The following is a 17,038-nucleotide window of genomic DNA, read 5'->3' as shown; positions in this document are numbered from 1 at the left end:
TCAGCGGCTCATCCGCGCACTCGACGCGACCGCGCTGCCTACAGTGCGGTGACATGAAGCATGCTGCCCACCGCGCCGAGGCGCACCGCCGTGCCGGCCTGACCGCCATGCGCGCCCAGGCCTGGAAGCAGGCCGCCGCCGAGTTCGAGCGCGGCACCCGTCTGGCCCCGGCCGACGCCCTGCTGTGGATGAACCTGGCGCGCGCGCGCCTGGGCCTGCGCCAGTTGGACCCCGCCATCGCCGCCGCCCGCGAGGCCGTGGCCGCCGACCCCACCCTGCCGCTGGCCCGTCGCCTGCTGGCCGACGCCCTGGTCCAGTCGCACCGCCCGGCCGAGGCCGCCGAGGTCTTCGATGCCCAGCCACCGGAACAGCCGCGTGACTTCGACTGGCACAACGCGCACGGCAATGCCCTGCTGCTGGCCGGCCGCCATGCGGATGCCATCCAGGCCTTCTTCCAGGCCCTGGCGCTGAAGATCGACGCCCCGCTGGCGCATTACCGCCTGGGCCTCAGCTTCATGCACCTGGGCCTGCGGCACGAGGGGGTGCAGTGTTTCCGCACCGCGATCGCGCTGGACGACCCCACGGTGCGCGCGCTGGCGCTGTCGCTGCTGGTGCATGAGCAGCGTCAGACCTGCGACTGGGCCACGCTGGAGGCCGACACCGCCGCCCTGCTGCAAGCCATGGACGGCGCCGATCTGGCGCTGGGCCAGTTGCTGTCGCCCTTTGCCCTGCTGGCCGTGGACGCCACCCCGGCCCAGCAGCGCCGCATGGGCGCGCTGCGCGCCCGCGGCCTGACCGAGCATGTCCGCCCGCTGCCGCCACCCGGCCCGCGCCGGCCCGGCCCGCTGCGCGTGGGCTACCTGTCCAGCGACTTCCACCAGCACGCCACCGCCGCGCTGCTGGCCGAGGTGCTGGAACGGCGCGACCGACAGCGCTTCGAGGTCACGCTGTACTCGCACAGCCAGACCGATGGCACGCCGCTGGAGCAGCGCGTGCGCAGCGCCTGCGAGCACTTCGTTGATGTCTCGCTGCTGGGCCATCAGGCGATCGCCCAGCGCATCCGCGACGACGGCATTGACCTGCTGGTCGACCTCAAGGGCCACACCCGGGGCAGCCGCTTCGAGCTGCTGGCCTACCGCCCAGCGCCGGTGCAGCTGGCCTGGCTGGGCTATCCGGCCAGCACAGGCGCCACCTTCATCGACTACATGGTGGGTGACCCCGTCGTCACACCGCTGGACCATGCGCCGCAGTACAGCGAGCAGATCGCCCAGCTGCCGCACAGCTACCAGCCCAACGACCGCCACCGCGCCCTGCCCCCGGCGCCCAGCCGCGCGGCGCTGGGCCTGCCCGAAGACGCCGCGGTGCTGTGCTGCTTCAACCAGACCTACAAGATGTCACCGCACATGCTGGACCTGTGGGCCCGCATCCTGCACGGCGCGCCGCGCGCGGTGCTGTGGATGCTGGCCTGGGACCCCCATGCGCGCAGCGTGCTGACGCGCGAGCTGGGCCAGCGCGGCGTGCCGCCTGAGCGCGTCTTCTGGGCGCCCAAGCTGGGCCTGGCCGAGCACATCGCCCGGCTGCGCGCCGCCGACCTGTTTCTCGACACCTGGCCCTGCAATGCCCACACCACCGCCAGCGAGGCGCTGTGGGCCGGCGTGCCGGTGCTGACCGTGCCCGGCCCCACCTTCGCCTCGCGCGTGGCGGCCAGCCTGGTCAGCGCCTGCGAGCTGCCCGACCTGGCCTGCGCCGACGAGGACACCTATGTGGCCCGGGCGATCGCGCTGGCCGAAGCACCCGCCGACCTGGCCGCACTGAAGCAGCACCTGGAAACGCGCCGGATGGCACTGCCCCTCTTCGACACCGACCGCTTCGTGCGCGACTGGGAGGCGCTGCTGCTGCGCATGGCCGAGCGCGCCCAGGCCGGCCTGCCACCGGCGCCACTGCCGGCAGCCTGAGGATCTGGGCCCGCGGCGCCGCGCTTTTCCGGGGAGCGGTGGCCTCCAGCCTGCCTAGAGTGGCAGTATGAGCCACGCGCCGTCCACGCCCTTCCCCCAGGAACTCGCCTCGCTGCTGCGCCGGCTCCCGCTGGCCGCCGCCGCCGGTGGACCGCTGGAGCCCGACGTGGTGCTGGGCGAATGCCCGCCCGCCCTGCTGGACGAGCCACTGACACTGGCAGCCGCACTGCTGGCCGGCGGTGCCGACCTGGCCGAGGCCTGCATCGCCCGCCGCCATCCCGATCTGGACGCCTCGCAGCGCACCGCCCTGGTCGCCCAGGTCCTGTGCACGCTGCTGGATGAGGCCGCCGGCGATGCGCCGCCGGCCTGGGCCGCCGCGCTGGCTGAGCCGCTCTCGCGCGAGGCCGACACCCTCGCCGAGTCGCTGCGCGTGCGCTTCCTGCTGGACCGCGGTACCGTCGAAGAGCTGCCGCAGGCCATCCATGCCGCCACCTCGCTGCATGACTGGCCGCTGGCCCTGCATGGCGTCGAACGCCTGCGCGGCGCGCTGGGCCCGCACACGCCGCCCGCCGTCTACGGCCTGGGCGCGACCTGCCTGCACCACCTGCACCGCTTTGCCGAGGCCGACCGCTGGGTGGCCGAGGGCCTGGGCCCGCAGGCCCGGCGCATCGCGGCGCTCGAGCCACCGGGCGAGGACGCGCTGTTCGAGCGCTGGGGCGGCCAGACCGCCCCGGTGGTCAGCATCGTCTGCACCACCTACAACCACGAACGCTACATCGAGTCGGCGATCCGCGGCTTCCTGGGTCAGGACTGCCCGTTTCCGTTCGAGGTCCTGATCCACGACGACGCCTCCACCGACGGCACGCAGGCAGTGATCCGCGCCTGGCAGCAGCGCTATCCGCGCCTGATCAAGCCGGTGCTGCAGACCGAGAACCAGATGTCGCGTGGCGTGCGCCCCTTCGAGCTGCTGCTAGCCCGGGCCCAGGGCGAGTTCGTCGCCACCTGCGAAGGCGACGACTACTGGATCCGGCCCGACAAGCTGCGCTACCAGATCGGCTTCATGCGCCAGCACCCGGACGTTTCCTGCACCGCCCACAACTACTACCACTTCGCCGAGCTGCAGCTGGCGGTTCGCCAGTGGGGCAAGGGGCAGCACAACGCCTGGATCACCGCGCACCAGCTGATGAGCGTGCAGCTGCTGCTGTGGCTGCCGACGCTGGTCTTTCGCCGCCACTTCAGCGCCATGCCGCCAGAGCGCGCGCTGGCCGCCTTCGGCGACCAGTTCCTGGTGTCCTGGCTGGGCACCTTCGGCCGCGGCGCCTACCTTGACACCTTCGTCGGCGCCGTGCGCCGCGAGAACGAGTTCAGCTCCTGGAGCCCGCTGCCCGAACGCGTGAAGGAGCAGCGGCGCGTGCAGACCTGGGTGGCGATCCGTCGCCTGCACCAGCGCCTGGGCCACGCCGAGGTGGTGGCCGAGCTGGACCGGCGCATCGCCGCCTCGCCGCTGGACGCCACTACCAAGGCGCAGCTGCTCGCACGTGCCGACACCTTCCATACCGAACCTGCCCTGGCCGCCTGACATGAAGCCCATCTACGTCACCCAGCCCGCCCTGCCGCCGCTGGAGGAGTTCATCCCCTACCTGCAGCAGATCTGGGACAGCCGCGTCCTGACCAATCAGGGGCCGATGCACCAGGCGCTCGAGCAGCAGCTGTGCGACCACCTGGGGGTGGAGCACATCTCGCTGTTCGCCAATGGCACGCTGGCCCTGGTCACCGCACTGCAGGCGCTGCGCATCTCGGGCGAGGTGATCACCACGCCCTACTCCTTCGTCGCCACCTCGCACGCGCTGCTGTGGAACGGCATCAGCCCGGTGTTTTCCGACATCGACCCGCAGACGCTGAACCTGGACCCGGCCAAGCTGGAGGCCGCGATCACCCCGCACACCAGCGCCATCCTGCCGGTGCACTGCTACGGCACGCCCTGCGACATGGACGCCATCCAGCGCATCGCCGACGACTACAACCTGCGCGTGATCTACGACGCCGCCCATGCCTTTGGCGTGCGCCAGAGGGGCCAGAGCGTGCTCAAGGCCGGCGACCTGTCGATCCTGAGCTTTCATGCCACCAAGGTCTTCAACACCTTCGAGGGCGGTGCCATCGTCTCGCCCGACGCCAAGACCAAGCAGCGCATCGACCACCTGAAGAATTTCGGCTTCGTCAACGAGACCACCGTGGTGGCCGCCGGCATCAACGGCAAGATGAGCGAGGTCAACGCCGCCTTCGGCCTGCTGCAGCTCAAGCATGTCGACGCAGCTCTGCAGCGCCGCGCCGAGATCGAGGCCCTGTACCGCGAGCGCCTGAAGGACCTGCCGGGCCTGCGCCTGCTGAGTCCGCCGCCTGCCGACACCACCCGCAACCACTCCTACTTCCCGGTGCTGGTGACGCCCGAGTTCACCGTCTCGCGCGACCGCCTGTACCAGTTGCTGAAGGACCAGGGCATCCATGGCCGGCGCTATTTCTACCCGCTGATCAGCGAGTTCCAGATGTACCGCCACCTGCCCAGCGCCCGGGCCGACGGCCTGCCGGTGGCCCATGCGCTGTCGCGCCAGGTGCTGTGCCTGCCAATCTACCCGGCGCTGGCCGATGCCGATGTGCACCGCATTGCCGATCTGCTCTGCCAGGCCGCCGAGCTGCGCCTGCAGGCCGCGGCCTGAACCGAGACACCGTCATGGCCAGCGCGCCGAACGCCATCCTGTGCCTGTCGGGCTACAACCCGCGGGCGGTGGTGGCGCTGTGCCGCGAGGCCGCGGCGCGCGGCTGGCCGCTGTACCTGGCCGCGCGCGGCACGAAGGACCCGATCTTTCGCACCACCCACGCCGAGCGTGTCCTGGTCACACGCGGTACCGAGGCGCTGACGCTGCAAGCCCTGCTGGGCTGGATCGCCACGCTGCGCCAGCAGCATGGCCACCAGCGGGTGATGATCGCGCCGTCCTGCGAGTTCCTGAACCGCCTGCTGCTGCGCGAGCGCGCGGCACTGGAAGCCGCCGGTGCTGTCGTGCCGCTGGTGGATGAGGCGCTGTATGCCCGCATCTCCGACAAGCACAGCTTCGGCGCGATGTGCCAGGCCCATGGCCTGGCGGTGCCCGAGGAACTGCCGGCGCCGCCCGCCAGCTACCCCTTCGTCGCCAAGCCGCTGCGCTATGCCGGCGCCGACGGCCGCCAGCTCAAGCCGCACCTGATCCTGGGGCCCAACGAGCGCACCCGCTTCGAGCGCGAGGAGCGCGCCGCCGACTTCTACTTCCAGGTCTTCGCCGAGGGGCGCAGCCTCTACCTGCTGGCCCACCTGGGCCGCGATGGCCGAACCCTGGTCAGCTCGCAGGAGAACCTGCTGCAGCAAACGGACGGCGGCTCGATCATCCTGGCGCGGCGCAGCGACTTCCACCACAGCGCCGAGGCCGCTCGCTACCTGGCCATGCTGCGTGCCGAGGGCTTCCACGGCCTGATCATGGTGGAGCTGCGGCAGGACCTGGACAGTGGTCGCTGCGTGATGATCGAGGCCAACCCGCGCATGTGGGGCCCGATGCAGTTCGCGCTGGACAACGGCCTGGACCTGTTTGGCGGCCTGTGGCGCGATGCCTTCGGCACCGAGCCGTCACCGCGGCCGGCTACGCCGGCCCCGGGCGGCGGCGCCTACTACTTCTGGAGCGGCGGCCTGGTGCCGGCGTCCCAGCCCTATGCCTTCCACCAGTACGAGGCCGCGCGCCTGCTGGACGAGCACGCGGCCATCGCCGCCTGCGATCTCTTCGACCGCGAGGACACCCGTGCCTTGCACCATGACGAACTGAGCCCCACACCATGATCGATCGCCAGCTCCAATCGCTGTTCCAGGCCGCCAGCAAGCACAGCCAGTACCAGGTGCTGCCACCGGCGGTGCTGGACCTGCTGCCGCAGGACGCGGTGCAGGTGAAGTCGCGCTATGAGCGCGAGCGCCTGGACTACATCGCCAGCCGGCTCGACCTGAGCGGCTGCCGCGTGGCCGACATCGGCGGCAACACCGGCTACTTCTCGTTCGAGCTGCTCGAACGTGGCGCCACCGCGGTCAGCCACATCGAGGGCAACACCGCCCACCACCGCTTCGTGGCCCATGCCGCGGAGCGCCTGGGCCTGGCCGACTGCTTGCACAGCGAGAACCGCTACATCGATTTTGAGCGCCCCGACCTGGCACCGCACGACGTGGTCTGCCTGCTCAATGTGCTGCACCATGTGGGCGATGACTACGGCGACCCCGCCACCCGGGCCGAGACCGTGCAGCAGACGATGCGCGATGCCCTGCTGCGCCTGGCGCCGCTGGCGCACCACCTGGTGCTGCAAATCGGCTTCAACTGGCAGGGCGACCCCAAGCGCCCGATCTTCGCCCACGGCAGCAAGGCCGAGGTGATCGAGCTGGTGCGCCAGCTGGACGCCGACTGGGCGGTGCAGGCGATCGGCATTGCCGAGCGGCACGAGGGCCGCGTGGTCTACCGCGATCTGGACGCGCACAACATCGCACGCGATGACAGCCTGGGTGAGTTCCTGAACCGGCCGCTGTTCATCCTGCGCTCGCGCCGCTGGCTGCAGCACTGAGCTGCCGCCAGACGCCGCATCAGCGGCGCCGCTCGGCGACGCCGAATCCCGTGCGGCCGAAGCCGTTGCCGTTGTAGAACAGCAACTGGCGCTCGCCCAGGTTCAACACATACGGATAGGCCACGGCCTGGCCATCCCAGGCCTGCTCGTCGGCGTCGCAGGCCAGGCCCACGCGCTCGTCCAGGCGGGTCCAGTGCTGGCCATCGTCGGACTCGGCGTAACCGGCCCGGTAGCCCTGGCGCGGGTCGGTGCGGAAGGCGCGCAGGTCGCGCCGGCTGTACCACATGCGCCAGCGGCCCTCGTCGAACAGCACCGAGGGGCGCGCCGTGGCCTCCCACTCATGCGCCGGCGGAATGCAGGTGATGTCCTCACGCAGCCAGTCGATGCCGTCCACCGAGTGGCCGTACTTCACGTGGTAGAAGATCTCGGGCTTGCCCTTGATGACTTTCCAGGCGCTGCCGCTGGTGTACCAGAGCCGAAAACCCTGGGGCGTGTGCAGCACGTCGACCGCGCCGGTGTAGAAGGGCTCGCTGCGCGTGCGGTCGAGCACCGCGCCGTCAAAGGCGCGCTGGAAGGTGGTGCCCCCATCCTCGCTGATCGCCAGGCCGATCGCGTTGCGGGTGTGCACCGTCGTGCTGGGGTTCCAGCCGATGAAGTACATGTAGACGCGCGTGCCCACGCGCAGCACACAGGAGACATTGGCGCCCGAGTCATCAAAGGCACCCAGCGTGCCCAGGTCCAGCACCGGCCGGTCGTGCACGTACAGCACACGGGTCGGGTCGTCAGCGCTGACATCGACAAAGCTGGTGCGGGTGCGGCCGCGTTCATCCCGGGTGCCGAAATAGACGCGAATCGTCTGCGGGTCGATCAGCAGTGGGGTGGGCTTGTGGCAGTGACTGGCGTCAAAGCCATGCGCGCCAGACGGTGCATAGACCCGGCCCAGCTTGCGCCAGGCCTGCGGCTGATCCGGCCGGTACAGCGCAGACATCAGGCGCGCGCGGCGACGCGGGCCACCACGTCGGCCTTCAGCTCCGTGCTGGACACGCCCTCGGTGCGCGGGAGGTAAACCACTTCGCACATGTCCTTGAACTCGTCGAAGCGACCGTCCCAGTCGCTGCCCATGACCAGGGCGTCGGCGCCATAGGCGCAGATGTCGCGCGCCTTCTGGTCCCAGGCCTCCTCGGCGATCACCTCGTCGACATGGCGGCAGGCCTTGACCATCGCCACCCGGTCGTCGAAGGGCACCACCGAGTGCTTGCCCTTGAGCGCATTGAACTCATCGGTGGACACCGCCACGACCAGCCGGTCGTAGCGCTGCTTGATGCGCTCGAACAGCCGCACATGGCCGATGTGGAACAGGTCGTAGGTGCCATAGGTGATGGCCACCGTCGGTCCCGGATGGGCCGGCAGGCGGATCAACGAGGCCGAAGGGATCGGACGCGTGGCGCGGGCATGGGGTTTCATCGCGGGTCTCCGGCAAGCGCGCGCGGGACATCCGCGGCACGCCCCTGGCACTCTAGGCCGCGGCGGCTGGCGCGATGGCTGGATCAGCGGCCGAATGCGCCGCTGTTTGCGGTGCCAACTGGCGCAGCGCCCGCTCGGCCGCGTCGGCGCGGGCCAAGGCAGAGGCGCACTGCTTGCTCAGCACGCCCAGCGCCGCGCTCAGCGGGTCGGCACCGGCGCGGCGGGCCGCCGGGACAGGGGCGGTGCCTACCGGCAGCGGCTCGGCCAGCAGGATCGCCTCCCAGCCATCCTTGAGCTGCACCCACTTGAAGCCGAAGCGGTAGTCCACGCCGGTGGCCAGGATGGCGCGCGGCACCTTGAACACATCGTCCCAGCGGTGGTAGATGCAGATCGCCAGGCGCGGCCGGAAATGACGGATGGTGTGCTGCGCGCCCTGCAGCGCCTGCACCTCGGCGCCCTCGATGTCCATCTTCAGCAGGTCCAGGCGCTCCATGCCCATCAGCACCACGTAGTCGTCCAGCGTGACGGTCTGCACCTTCACCCCGTCACTGCCCTGGCCGAACATCGAGGTCGAGCCCTGTGTGGCGCCATCGGCCACGGTGATCTCCTGGCCGGTCTGGTCGGACAGCGCGAACTGGTTGACCACCACCTCGCCGTCCTGCACGCCGTTGCGCTCCAGGTTGTGCAACAGCAGCGCCAGGTTCTCGGGCAGCAGCTCGAAGCTGTGGACCTGGCAGCGGCCCTGCAGCTTGTGGTGAAAGTAGACCGCGGTGTCGCCGATGAAGGCGCCCGCGTCGATGATCACGTCATCGGGCTGCAGCTGCACGCCCCCATGCTCGTACTGCGCATAGCGGATGTCGTGCGCCCCCAGCCACCAGTCGTAGCCCAGCATCTTGAAGTCGTAGCCCTGGTCGCGCATGTCACGCAGCCAGTAAGGCCGGCCGTCCAGCTCGATGATCGGACGCTCCTGGGCCTGCAGCGCGGCGATGGTGTCGTCGTACAGGCGCCGCTCGACCGGATTGACCAGGTCGATCTTGCCCCAGCGCTTGAGCATCCACTGCACGAAGCGCGGCCGGTCGGCGGCGTCCAGGCGGGCGTAGAGCGACTGATCGATCTCGTCGAGATGGGGCTCGTAGCGCGCATGGAAGGCGCAAAAGCGGGCCAGGTCAGCGCCCTTCAGGCGCGGCAGCAGCAGCGCCAGGTCCTCGCGCAGGCTCATCGGGGTGGGGGTCATCGCGGGCTCCGTCAGTGGGGGGTGGCCGCCAGGGCCAGCGAGAGTTCGTCCAGCAGCAGCGCCGCCAGGCGCTCACCGCTGCGGCCGTCGAGGTGGTCATGCAGCTGCTGGCGCAGGCGCCGGCGGTCGGCCGCTCGGCGGTCCTCGGCCAGTGCCTTGGGCTTGAGCTGGGCCAGCAGCGCATGGGCATCGGCGAGCACCGGGCCGGGCAGTGGGTTGAGCTTGCGCTCGTCCAGCGTGCGCGAGCTGGCCTGGTAGTCGCGGTGGTCGGGGCGGAACAGCAGCACCGGCCGGTCCAGCAGCAGGAAGTCGAACATCACCGACGAGTAATCGGTGATGAGCGCGCTGGCCTCGCGCAGCAGCGGGTACAGGTCGGTGCGCGGGGCAACAAAGCGCACGCCGGGCAGCGCTGGCGCCAGCTGCGGCAGCATCGGCGCCTCCACCGGGTGCAGCGCCACCACCAGCAGGTCACCGCGTTGCTGCAGCTCGCGCGCCACACGGTCCAGGCCGGCCTCGATGATCCAGACGCCGCGGCGCGCATCGCGGAAGGTGGGCGCGTACAGCAGCACGCGGCGGCCAGCGGCGCGGGCCTCGCGCATCGCCTGCAGCGTGGCGCTGTCGGTGTTCAGCAGGTCTTCAGGCGTGGGCTCGCGCAGCAGCACGTCGTTGCGGGGGTAGCCGATCGGCTCATAGCGTTGCAGCCCGAACCAGCGGCGGAAGTCGCCTTCCTGCGCGGCCGAGGTGCCGATGAAGCGGCTGAACGGCCCGGTGGTGGCCAGCACGCGGGCCACCCGGGCGTTCATCTGCTTCAGGCCCGGGCGGTTGCCCAGGCCGATCTCCTTGATCGACACGCCGTGCCACAGCTGCACCGTGCGGGCGCCGGCCAGCAGCGCCGGCACATAGGGGTTGGGGTTGAGCAGGTGGTCGCAGGCCACCACCACCGCGGCCTGCAGCGCCGCGCTGACGTGCTCGGCGCTCCACTCGGCCGGGTTCAGCGGAAAGCAGCGCTCGCCCAGCGCCTGCACGTCGCGCAGTTGCTGTTCGGTCTGGGGCAGCCACCACAGCGTGATGCCCAGGCGACGCGCCTGCTCGCGGAAGGCCAACCAACCGTACTTGACGTTGCAACCGAAGTAGGTGGTGCCGACAAACACCACCGAGCGGGTCTTGTGATGGAAGCGCGACACGCGCTCCAGGTCTTGCAGCGTCTGCTGCAGCGACCACTGGGCCTCGAGCTGCTGCACGCGCTTGAGCAGCGCCTCGGGGGCGGTGGCGGCCTCTGGCGCCGGGGCGCTGGCAGTGCGCAGCTCGACCACCGCCTCCACCAGCTGCTCGATCGCCTGGCCCAGCTGCCCGGTGAAGCCTTCCACCGCCTCCAGCCGGGGCAGCCACTCGGGCAGCGTGGCCTCGGACGCGGCGGTATCGGGGGACAGGGTGTGCATCGGGGCCTCAGGCGGATGAAGGGATGCGGCCACTGTAGGAGGCCGCCCCTGGCCAGAAGGCGCGAAAAACGCGGCCCCCCCGGGGCTGTTCACTGGCAAAACCGGCTGATACGGCCGATTGGATGACACGGCTTGTAGGAATTTGCCTGACACGGCTGACAGAAAAACCCGGACTCAAGGGCTGGAAGTGAACCGATGTTTCCGGCCTGTTTCGGTCCTTACAGTTCATTCCACGCCGACACCGAAACCTTCCAACGCACACAGGAGCACCACCATGGACACCCAGCAAATCCTCGCCGAAATCCGCGAAGCCAACCTGTCGTACCTGATGCTGGCCCAGAGCCTGATCCGGTCTGACCGCGAGCAGGCCCTGTTCCGCCTGGGCATCTCGGAAGACACCGCCAACCTGCTGGTCACGCTGACGCCGGCCCAGATGATGAAGATCGCCACCGGCAACACCCTGCTGTGCCGCTTCCGCATGGACGACGACCTGGTCTGGAGCCTGCTGACCAGCCATGGCAAGTCGGCCGCCAACGACAGCGTCCAGCGCCTGCACGCCTCGATCCTGATGGCCGGTCGCCATCAAGAGGCGGCATAACGAGCCCACCCCCGAAGCGCCTGCGGCGCTTCCCCCTCAAGGGGGCGGCGCCGACGGCCCGGCAGAGCCGGTTCCGTGGCGCCACCAGACGAACACCCAGCACAACGCACAGGACGGAGAAACACCATGGCCCGCACCAAGAGCATCCTCACCGAAGCCCGCCAGATCGAACGCGCGGTGACGCTGATCCACCTGGGCGCCCGACTGCAGGTGCTGGAGTCCGAGACCGACCTGTCCTACGAGCGCCTGCTGCGCCTGTACAAGGAAGTGTCGGGCCGCAGCCCCTCCAAGGGCCAGCTGCCCTTCTCCACCGACTGGTTCATGACCTGGCAGCCCAATATCCATGCCAGCCTGTTCCTGAACATCCACGAGTACCTGAACAAGACCTCGGAGCTGGAAGAGATCGACACCATCATCAAGGCCTACCAGCTCTACCTGGAGCAGACCCAGTCCCAGGGACTGGAGCCCCAGCTGACCGTCACCCGCGCCTGGCGCCTGGTCAAGTTCGTCGACAACGGCATGCTGACCATGACCAAGTGCACCAAGTGCGGCGGCCACTATGTGACCCACCCGCACGAGATCGCCAAGCACTATGTGTGCGGCCTGTGCAACCCGCCCGCCCGCGCCGGCAAGGGCCGCCAGGCCGGCTCGCTGCAGCTGCCCAGCGCCGTGGCGCGCCAGGCTGCGGTCTGCGAATGACGCCCTGAAGGTACCGGGAGCGTGGCAAAGCACACGATCCGCCGCTCAAGGCCGGAACTTGTCGCGCCGACAACGCTCTCATCACTGAACCGTTTTCCGTTCATGCTTGTCTCCTCCTAGCACAACCCCTGTGCTTTTCAGGCGGGTTGCCCCACAGGCACCCGCCTTTTTTCTTGTCCAGCATGAACAGCCCCTGCGCCGGGGGCTTTATCCGCCCCTTGGCCGGCTCAAGGCCCGCGAAGATCACACCGATATGAGCCCCAGAGGCCACCCGATGTCCGGTGTGGCCAGCACGTCGCCTGCGGGAACGGATTCACCATGTTTGTCATCGTCGGTTGGCTGGTCGCCATCGGTTGCATCTTCGGCGTGTACATCGTGCACGGCGGCAACATCGGCGTCATTCTGAAGGCCCTGCCCTTCGAGATGATCACCATCTTCGGCGGTGCGCTGGGCGCCTTCGTGGCCAACAACCAGCCCAAGGTGCTCAAGGCCACGGCCAAGGGCCTGGGCGCCTGCTTCAAGGGCAGCAAGTATTCCAAGGCCCGTGCCATGGAGCTGCTGGCCCTGCTCTACGACATCCTGCAAAAGGCCCGCAAGGAGGGCCTGATGTCGATCGAGAAGGATGTGGAAGACCCGCACAGCTCGGCGCTGTTCCAGAAGTACCCGGTGGTGGGTAACGACCACCACGCGGTGGAGTTCATCACCGACTACCTGCGCATGATGGTCTCGGGCAACCTCAATGCCCACGAGATCGAGAGCCTGATGGACACCGAACTCGAGACCCACCACCACGAGGCTCACGCCGCCGCCGCCGCGATCGCCCGCCTGGCCGGCGCGCTGCCGGCCTTCGGCATCGTGGCTGCGGTGCTGGGCGTGGTCAACACCATGGGCTCGGTCGGCCAGCCGCCGGCGGTGCTGGGCGGCATGATCGGCTCGGCGCTGGTGGGCACCTTCCTGGGCATTCTGCTGGCCTACGGCTTTGCCGAACCGCTGGCCGGCCTGCTCGAGCAGAAGATCGACGAGGACGGCAAGGAACTGCAGTGCATCAAGACCACGCTGCTGGCCTCGATGCAGGGCTATGCGCCGCAGGTGGCGATCGAGTTCGGCCGCAAGGTCCTCTACTCCACCGAGCGTCCGAGCTTCTCCGAGCTCGAAGGCCACGTGAAGAAGAAGTGAGGAGATCGCCATGGCTGGCGACGCGAAGAAGCTTCAACCGATCATCGTCAAGAAGATCAAGAAGGGCGGCCACGGTGCCCACGGTGGCGCCTGGAAGATCGCCTATGCCGACTTCGTGACGGCGATGATGGCCTTCTTCCTGCTGATGTGGCTGCTGGGCTCGACCACCGAGGGCGACAAGAAGGGTCTGCAGGACTACTTCCAGTCGCCGCTGAAGGTGGCCCTGGGCGGCGGCAGCGGCTCGGGCGATTCGTCCAGCGTGATCAAGGGCGGCGGCGAGGACATCACCCGTACCGCCGGTCAGGTCAAGCGCGGCGCGGTGGAAGCGCCCAAGCGCACCTTCAACCTGCAGGCACTCAAGGCCGAGCAGGTGCGCGCCGAGGCGCAGCGCCTGGAAGAGCTGATGAACACCATCGAGAACCAGATGCGTGGCAGCGAGAAGTTCAAGTCGATTTCCTCACAGGTGCGCCTGGACATGACCCGCGACGGCCTGCGCATCCAGATCGTCGACGATCAGAGCCGACCGATGTTCGACTCGGGCTCGGCCGTGGTCAAACCCTATATGCGCGAGCTGCTGCGCGCCATCGGCGAGCTGCTGGGCGAGGTGCCCAATCTGCTGACGCTGGAAGGCCACACCGACGCCCAGCCGTTTTCCGCTGGCGAACGCGGTTACAGCAACTGGGAGCTCTCCGCCGACCGCGCCAATGCCAGCCGGCGCGAGCTGATCGCCGGCGGCCTGGAGGAGCGGCGCGTGCTGCGCGTCCAGGGCCTGGCCAGCAGCCAGCTGTTCGACAAGGACAACCCCGGTGCGCCCACCAACCGACGCATCAGCATCATCGTGATGAACCGCGAGGCCGAGGACCGGGTGTTCAAGCCCGAGGTCCAGCCTGAGCCGCCACCTGCTGAAGACGAATCGGGCTCAAGCCCGGCCGCCAGCAACCGATAAACGCCTCATTCCCCCCGTACCGAGGACCGCCATGAGCCATCCCAGTGATCTGAAGTTCCTTGTCGTCGACGACTTCTCGACGATGCGCCGCATCGTGCGCGGCCTGCTCAAGGAGATGGGCTGCAACAACGTCGAAGAGGCCGAAGACGGCCAGGTGGCGCTCAACATGCTGAAGAACGCCCGCTTCGACTTCGTTGTCAGCGACATCAACATGCCCAACATGAACGGCTTCGAGCTGCTCAAGGCCATCAAGGCCGACGACGGCCTGAAGCAGCTGCCGGTGCTGATGGTCACCGCCGAAGCGCGCAAGGAGGACATCGTCCTGGCCGCGCAGAGCGGTGCGGCCGGCTACATCGTCAAGCCCTTCACCAAGGCGACGCTGGAAGAGAAGGTCCAGAAGATCCTGCAGAAGCTGGCCACGCCGGCCTGACCCCCTCCTCCACCCACGGGAGCGTCCCATGAAGATGGAAGATCTGACCACGCTGGCCCCCACCGAGCCACTGACGGTATCGCCCGAGGTGTTCCAGCAGCTGGGCTCGATCACCCGGCTGCTGCACGACACGATGCAGCAGCTGGGTGTGATGCCCAAGCTGCAGGTGGCCGCCGACGGCCTGCCCGATGCGCGCAGCCGCCTGAACTACATTGCCAACAAGACGGCCGATGCCGCCAACAAGGTGCTGAACTCGGTGGATCAGGCCAAGGCCGATCACCACCACATCAGCCAGGCCACGCGCGAGCTGGCCGAGGCGCTGGTCAAGGACCCGGTGCGCGCGGTGGCCTCCGGCCGGGTGATGAACTTCGTCAAGGACGTCGAGGACAGCACCAGCCGCATCGATGCCCACCTGACCGACATCATGCTGGCCCAGGATTTCCATGACCTCACCGGCCAGGTGGTGGCCAAGGTGGTGACCCTGGCCAACGACCTGGAGGACAGCCTCGTCAAGCTGCTGCTGCAGGTGGTGCCGCCCGAGCAGCGCGACAAGGTCGATCCGGCCGTGCTGCAAGGCCCGGTGGTCGCACCGGAAGGCCGCACCGACGTGGTGGCCGACCAGGGCGAGGTCGACGACCTGCTGGCCAGCCTGGGCTTCTGAGGCCGCCGTGATCACCGAGGCGCACGCCGCTGACGACACCGCCTTGCACGCCGACGAGGCGCCGCACTGGCTGCTGCCGCGCCAGGCGGGCAGCCCGGTCGAGTGCCTGCGGCGGATCCGCTGGATCTGCCACGAGGTGCCCGAGCTGTTCGAGGCGGTGCTGCTGGTCTGCGCCACGCACCAAGGTGTGCCGCGCGCCAGCCTGGCCGCCGCGATCCAGCGCTACCACCCCGCAGTGGCGGCGCTGAGCGTCGACGACGTGCTGGGCCTGGTCAACGGCCTGCTCAACGGCGGCCGTGACGGCCTGGAAGCGGTGCACCGCAGCCGCAAGAACGGTGCGCGGCGACAGTCGCCGATGCCCTTCCTGCGCCCGGACTGAGCCCGTCGACACCCCGCCCGCCACCGACACCACACCAACGAGAAGGCACTCCCATGCTGCCCGATCCCTCCCTTCATGCCGCCACGGGAACCTGGGTCAAGCCCGAGCTGCGCCAGGCCGTCCGCGAGGTGCCCGACGCCTGCGAGCGCCTGGAGTACGTCGGCAAGATGACCGAGCAGGCGGCCACCCGCGTGCTGGCCCTGATCGACGAGGCCAAGCCCGCCTGCGACGAGGTCCGCCGGCGTGGCCTGGAGATCGCCGAGGCGATGCGCCGGCTGGCCGAGTCGCCCGAGATCGACACCGCCCGCTCGCGCGTGATGATGAAGCTGTGCGCCGACTACGCCGCCAGCGCCGCCGCCTTTGCCGACGACCAGAACCGGGTGCTGACCGATGTGATGCTGGCGCAGGATTTTCAGGACCTGTCCGGCCAGGTGATTGGCAAGGTCATGAAGATCCTGTTCCGCGTCGAGGACGAGCTCAAGCACGTGCTGGCCGACGGCGACCTGCCCGATCCGGTCAGCGCCATGAGCGGCGCCACCGAGGAGCTCGCCGGCGTGCAGGTGCCTGACCGCGCGCTGCAACAGGACGACGTGGACGACCTGCTGGCCTCGCTCGGATTCTGACCGCGCTCGCTCCCGCTTTTCCCGGCGCCCGCGCTGTGCGGGCGTTGTCACAATCGGCCCGATGTCACTCGTCTGGCCGCTTCCTGCGCTGCTGACCTGGGCTGCGGCCTGGGCGCTGTTCCTCGCCCTGGGTGCGGCGGGACTGCCGGTCGTCGGCTTCGGCCTGGCGCTGGCGCTGTCGGCCCTGCTGGCCTGGCGCGGCGCCACCGGCATGCGCCGGCTGATCCTGTTTGCCGGCTTTCCGCTGTCGCTGCTGGCCGCCGGCCAGGTTGCCATCCCACCGCTGGCCTGGCTGCTGCCACTGGCGCTGCTGGCCCTGCTCTACCCGGTGAACGCCTGGCGCGATGCGCCGCTGTTTCCCACGCCCACCGCGGCCCTGCACGGCCTGGCGGCCGCGGCCCCCCTGCCCCCGGGTGCCCAGGTGCTGGACGCTGGCTGCGGCCTGGGCGACGGCCTGCTGGCGCTGCACGCCGAGTACCCCGGTGCCCGGCTGGAAGGCCTGGAATGGAGCTGGCCGCTGGCCCTGCTGTGCCGGCTGCGCTGCCGCTTCGCCCGGGTGCGGCGCGGCGACATCTGGCGCGCCGACTGGTCGGCCCTGGACATGGTCTACCTGTTCCAGCGGCCCGAAAGCATGCCGCGGGCGATGGCCAAGGCCCAGGCCGAGTTGCGCGCTGGCGCCTGGCTGGTCAGCCTGGAGTTCGAGGCGGTGGGCTGGACGCCCGCGGCGCGCCTGGAGACCGTGCCGGGCAAGCCGGTGTGGATCTACCGCGCGCCGTTCCATTGAGGATCGGGCCGGCCCGCGCGGCCAGCG

General features: G+C 69.4%; 18 protein-coding genes. 14 read left to right on the top strand and 4 right to left on the bottom strand.

Going from position 1 to position 17,038, the window contains the following annotated elements; translation table 11 throughout:
* Window positions 1–53: 53 nt before the first annotated feature.
* From KAK06_RS05670 to KAK06_RS05650, 5 genes are all read left to right on the top strand, one after another.
* Window positions 54–1,955: an O-linked N-acetylglucosamine transferase, SPINDLY family protein gene (locus tag KAK06_RS05670; protein ID WP_210800949.1), complete on the top strand. Its 1,902-nt coding sequence runs from the start codon at window positions 54–56 to the stop codon at window positions 1,953–1,955.
* Between the two features lie 67 nt (window positions 1,956–2,022).
* The gene (locus tag KAK06_RS05665) at window positions 2,023–3,534 is read left to right on the top strand and encodes a glycosyltransferase family 2 protein (protein WP_210800948.1); all 1,512 of its coding nucleotides are present in this window, start codon (window positions 2,023–2,025) and stop codon (window positions 3,532–3,534) included.
* Window position 3,535: 1 nt separating this feature from the next.
* Window positions 3,536–4,669 carry a DegT/DnrJ/EryC1/StrS family aminotransferase gene (locus KAK06_RS05660; protein WP_210800947.1) on the top strand — a complete coding sequence of 378 codons (1,134 nt, stop codon included), beginning with the start codon at window positions 3,536–3,538 and terminating at the stop codon, window positions 4,667–4,669.
* A gap of 14 nt (window positions 4,670–4,683) precedes the next feature.
* Window positions 4,684–5,814, top strand: coding sequence for a hypothetical protein (locus KAK06_RS05655; protein ID WP_210800946.1), 1,131 nt, complete (start codon window positions 4,684–4,686; stop codon window positions 5,812–5,814).
* Window positions 5,811–6,578, top strand: a complete 768-nt coding sequence (locus KAK06_RS05650; protein ID WP_210800945.1) for a class I SAM-dependent methyltransferase — start codon at window positions 5,811–5,813, stop codon at window positions 6,576–6,578. Before KAK06_RS05655 ends, KAK06_RS05650 begins: the two co-directional genes overlap by 4 nt.
* Before the next feature lie 19 nt (window positions 6,579–6,597).
* Here the strand turns inward: KAK06_RS05650 and KAK06_RS05645 are convergent, their stop codons facing one another.
* From KAK06_RS05645 to KAK06_RS05630, 4 genes are read right to left on the bottom strand one after another with little or no spacing between them, the layout of a single operon-like run.
* Window positions 6,598–7,566, bottom strand: a complete 969-nt coding sequence (locus KAK06_RS05645; RefSeq protein WP_210800944.1) for a glycoside hydrolase family protein — start codon at window positions 7,564–7,566, stop codon at window positions 6,598–6,600.
* Window positions 7,566–8,042: an adenylyltransferase/cytidyltransferase family protein gene (locus KAK06_RS05640; protein ID WP_210800943.1), complete on the bottom strand. Its 477-nt coding sequence runs from the start codon at window positions 8,040–8,042 to the stop codon at window positions 7,566–7,568. The genes KAK06_RS05645 and KAK06_RS05640 overlap by 1 nt, the downstream gene beginning before the upstream one ends.
* A gap of 52 nt (window positions 8,043–8,094) precedes the next feature.
* Window positions 8,095–9,276 carry an FkbM family methyltransferase gene (locus KAK06_RS05635; protein WP_210800942.1) on the bottom strand — a complete coding sequence of 394 codons (1,182 nt, stop codon included), beginning with the start codon at window positions 9,274–9,276 and terminating at the stop codon, window positions 8,095–8,097.
* A gap of 11 nt (window positions 9,277–9,287) precedes the next feature.
* Entirely contained in the window at window positions 9,288–10,715 is a 1,428-nt protein-coding gene (locus KAK06_RS05630) for a CDP-glycerol glycerophosphotransferase family protein (RefSeq protein ID WP_210800941.1), read from the bottom strand.
* A gap of 274 nt (window positions 10,716–10,989) precedes the next feature.
* Here KAK06_RS05630 and flhD point away from each other — a divergent pair, with 274 nt between their 5' ends.
* The 9 genes from flhD to KAK06_RS05585 all read left to right on the top strand — a co-directional run bounded on the left by flhD (window position 10,990) and on the right by KAK06_RS05585 (window position 17,011).
* The gene (gene flhD / locus KAK06_RS05625) at window positions 10,990–11,313 is read left to right on the top strand and encodes a flagellar transcriptional regulator FlhD (RefSeq protein ID WP_210800940.1); all 324 of its coding nucleotides are present in this window, start codon (window positions 10,990–10,992) and stop codon (window positions 11,311–11,313) included.
* 126 nt (window positions 11,314–11,439) lie between these two features.
* A complete protein-coding gene (gene flhC, locus KAK06_RS05620) occupies window positions 11,440–12,012 on the top strand; it encodes a flagellar transcriptional regulator FlhC (RefSeq protein ID WP_210800939.1) in 573 nt (190 codons plus the stop codon).
* A 318-nt stretch (window positions 12,013–12,330) separates the two neighbouring features.
* On the top strand, window positions 12,331–13,188 hold the full coding sequence (gene motA / locus KAK06_RS05615; RefSeq protein WP_210800938.1) for a flagellar motor stator protein MotA: 858 nt from the start codon (window positions 12,331–12,333) through the stop codon (window positions 13,186–13,188).
* Window positions 13,189–13,198: 10 nt separating this feature from the next.
* Window positions 13,199–14,134: a flagellar motor protein MotB gene (gene motB, locus KAK06_RS05610; RefSeq protein WP_210800937.1), complete on the top strand. Its 936-nt coding sequence runs from the start codon at window positions 13,199–13,201 to the stop codon at window positions 14,132–14,134.
* Between the two features lie 31 nt (window positions 14,135–14,165).
* On the top strand, window positions 14,166–14,564 hold the full coding sequence (gene cheY / locus KAK06_RS05605; protein WP_210800936.1) for a chemotaxis response regulator CheY: 399 nt from the start codon (window positions 14,166–14,168) through the stop codon (window positions 14,562–14,564).
* Between the two features lie 28 nt (window positions 14,565–14,592).
* Window positions 14,593–15,225, top strand: coding sequence for a protein phosphatase CheZ (locus KAK06_RS05600; RefSeq protein ID WP_210800935.1), 633 nt, complete (start codon window positions 14,593–14,595; stop codon window positions 15,223–15,225).
* 7 nt (window positions 15,226–15,232) lie between these two features.
* Window positions 15,233–15,604 carry a hypothetical protein gene (locus tag KAK06_RS05595; protein ID WP_210800934.1) on the top strand — a complete coding sequence of 124 codons (372 nt, stop codon included), beginning with the start codon at window positions 15,233–15,235 and terminating at the stop codon, window positions 15,602–15,604.
* A 53-nt stretch (window positions 15,605–15,657) separates the two neighbouring features.
* Complete coding sequence (locus KAK06_RS05590; protein WP_210800933.1) at window positions 15,658–16,227, top strand: protein phosphatase CheZ; 570 nt, start codon at window positions 15,658–15,660, stop codon at window positions 16,225–16,227.
* 61 nt (window positions 16,228–16,288) lie between these two features.
* Window positions 16,289–17,011: a class I SAM-dependent methyltransferase gene (locus tag KAK06_RS05585; RefSeq protein WP_210800932.1), complete on the top strand. Its 723-nt coding sequence runs from the start codon at window positions 16,289–16,291 to the stop codon at window positions 17,009–17,011.
* Window positions 17,012–17,038 lie beyond the last annotated feature (27 nt).

This window comes from Ideonella aquatica (genome assembly GCF_018069755.1).
GTDB classification, from domain to species: domain Bacteria; phylum Pseudomonadota; class Gammaproteobacteria; order Burkholderiales; family Burkholderiaceae_C; genus Ideonella; species Ideonella aquatica.
The sequence above is the reverse complement of the archived record's forward strand: the minus strand, read 5'-3'. Positions and strand labels throughout refer to the sequence as shown.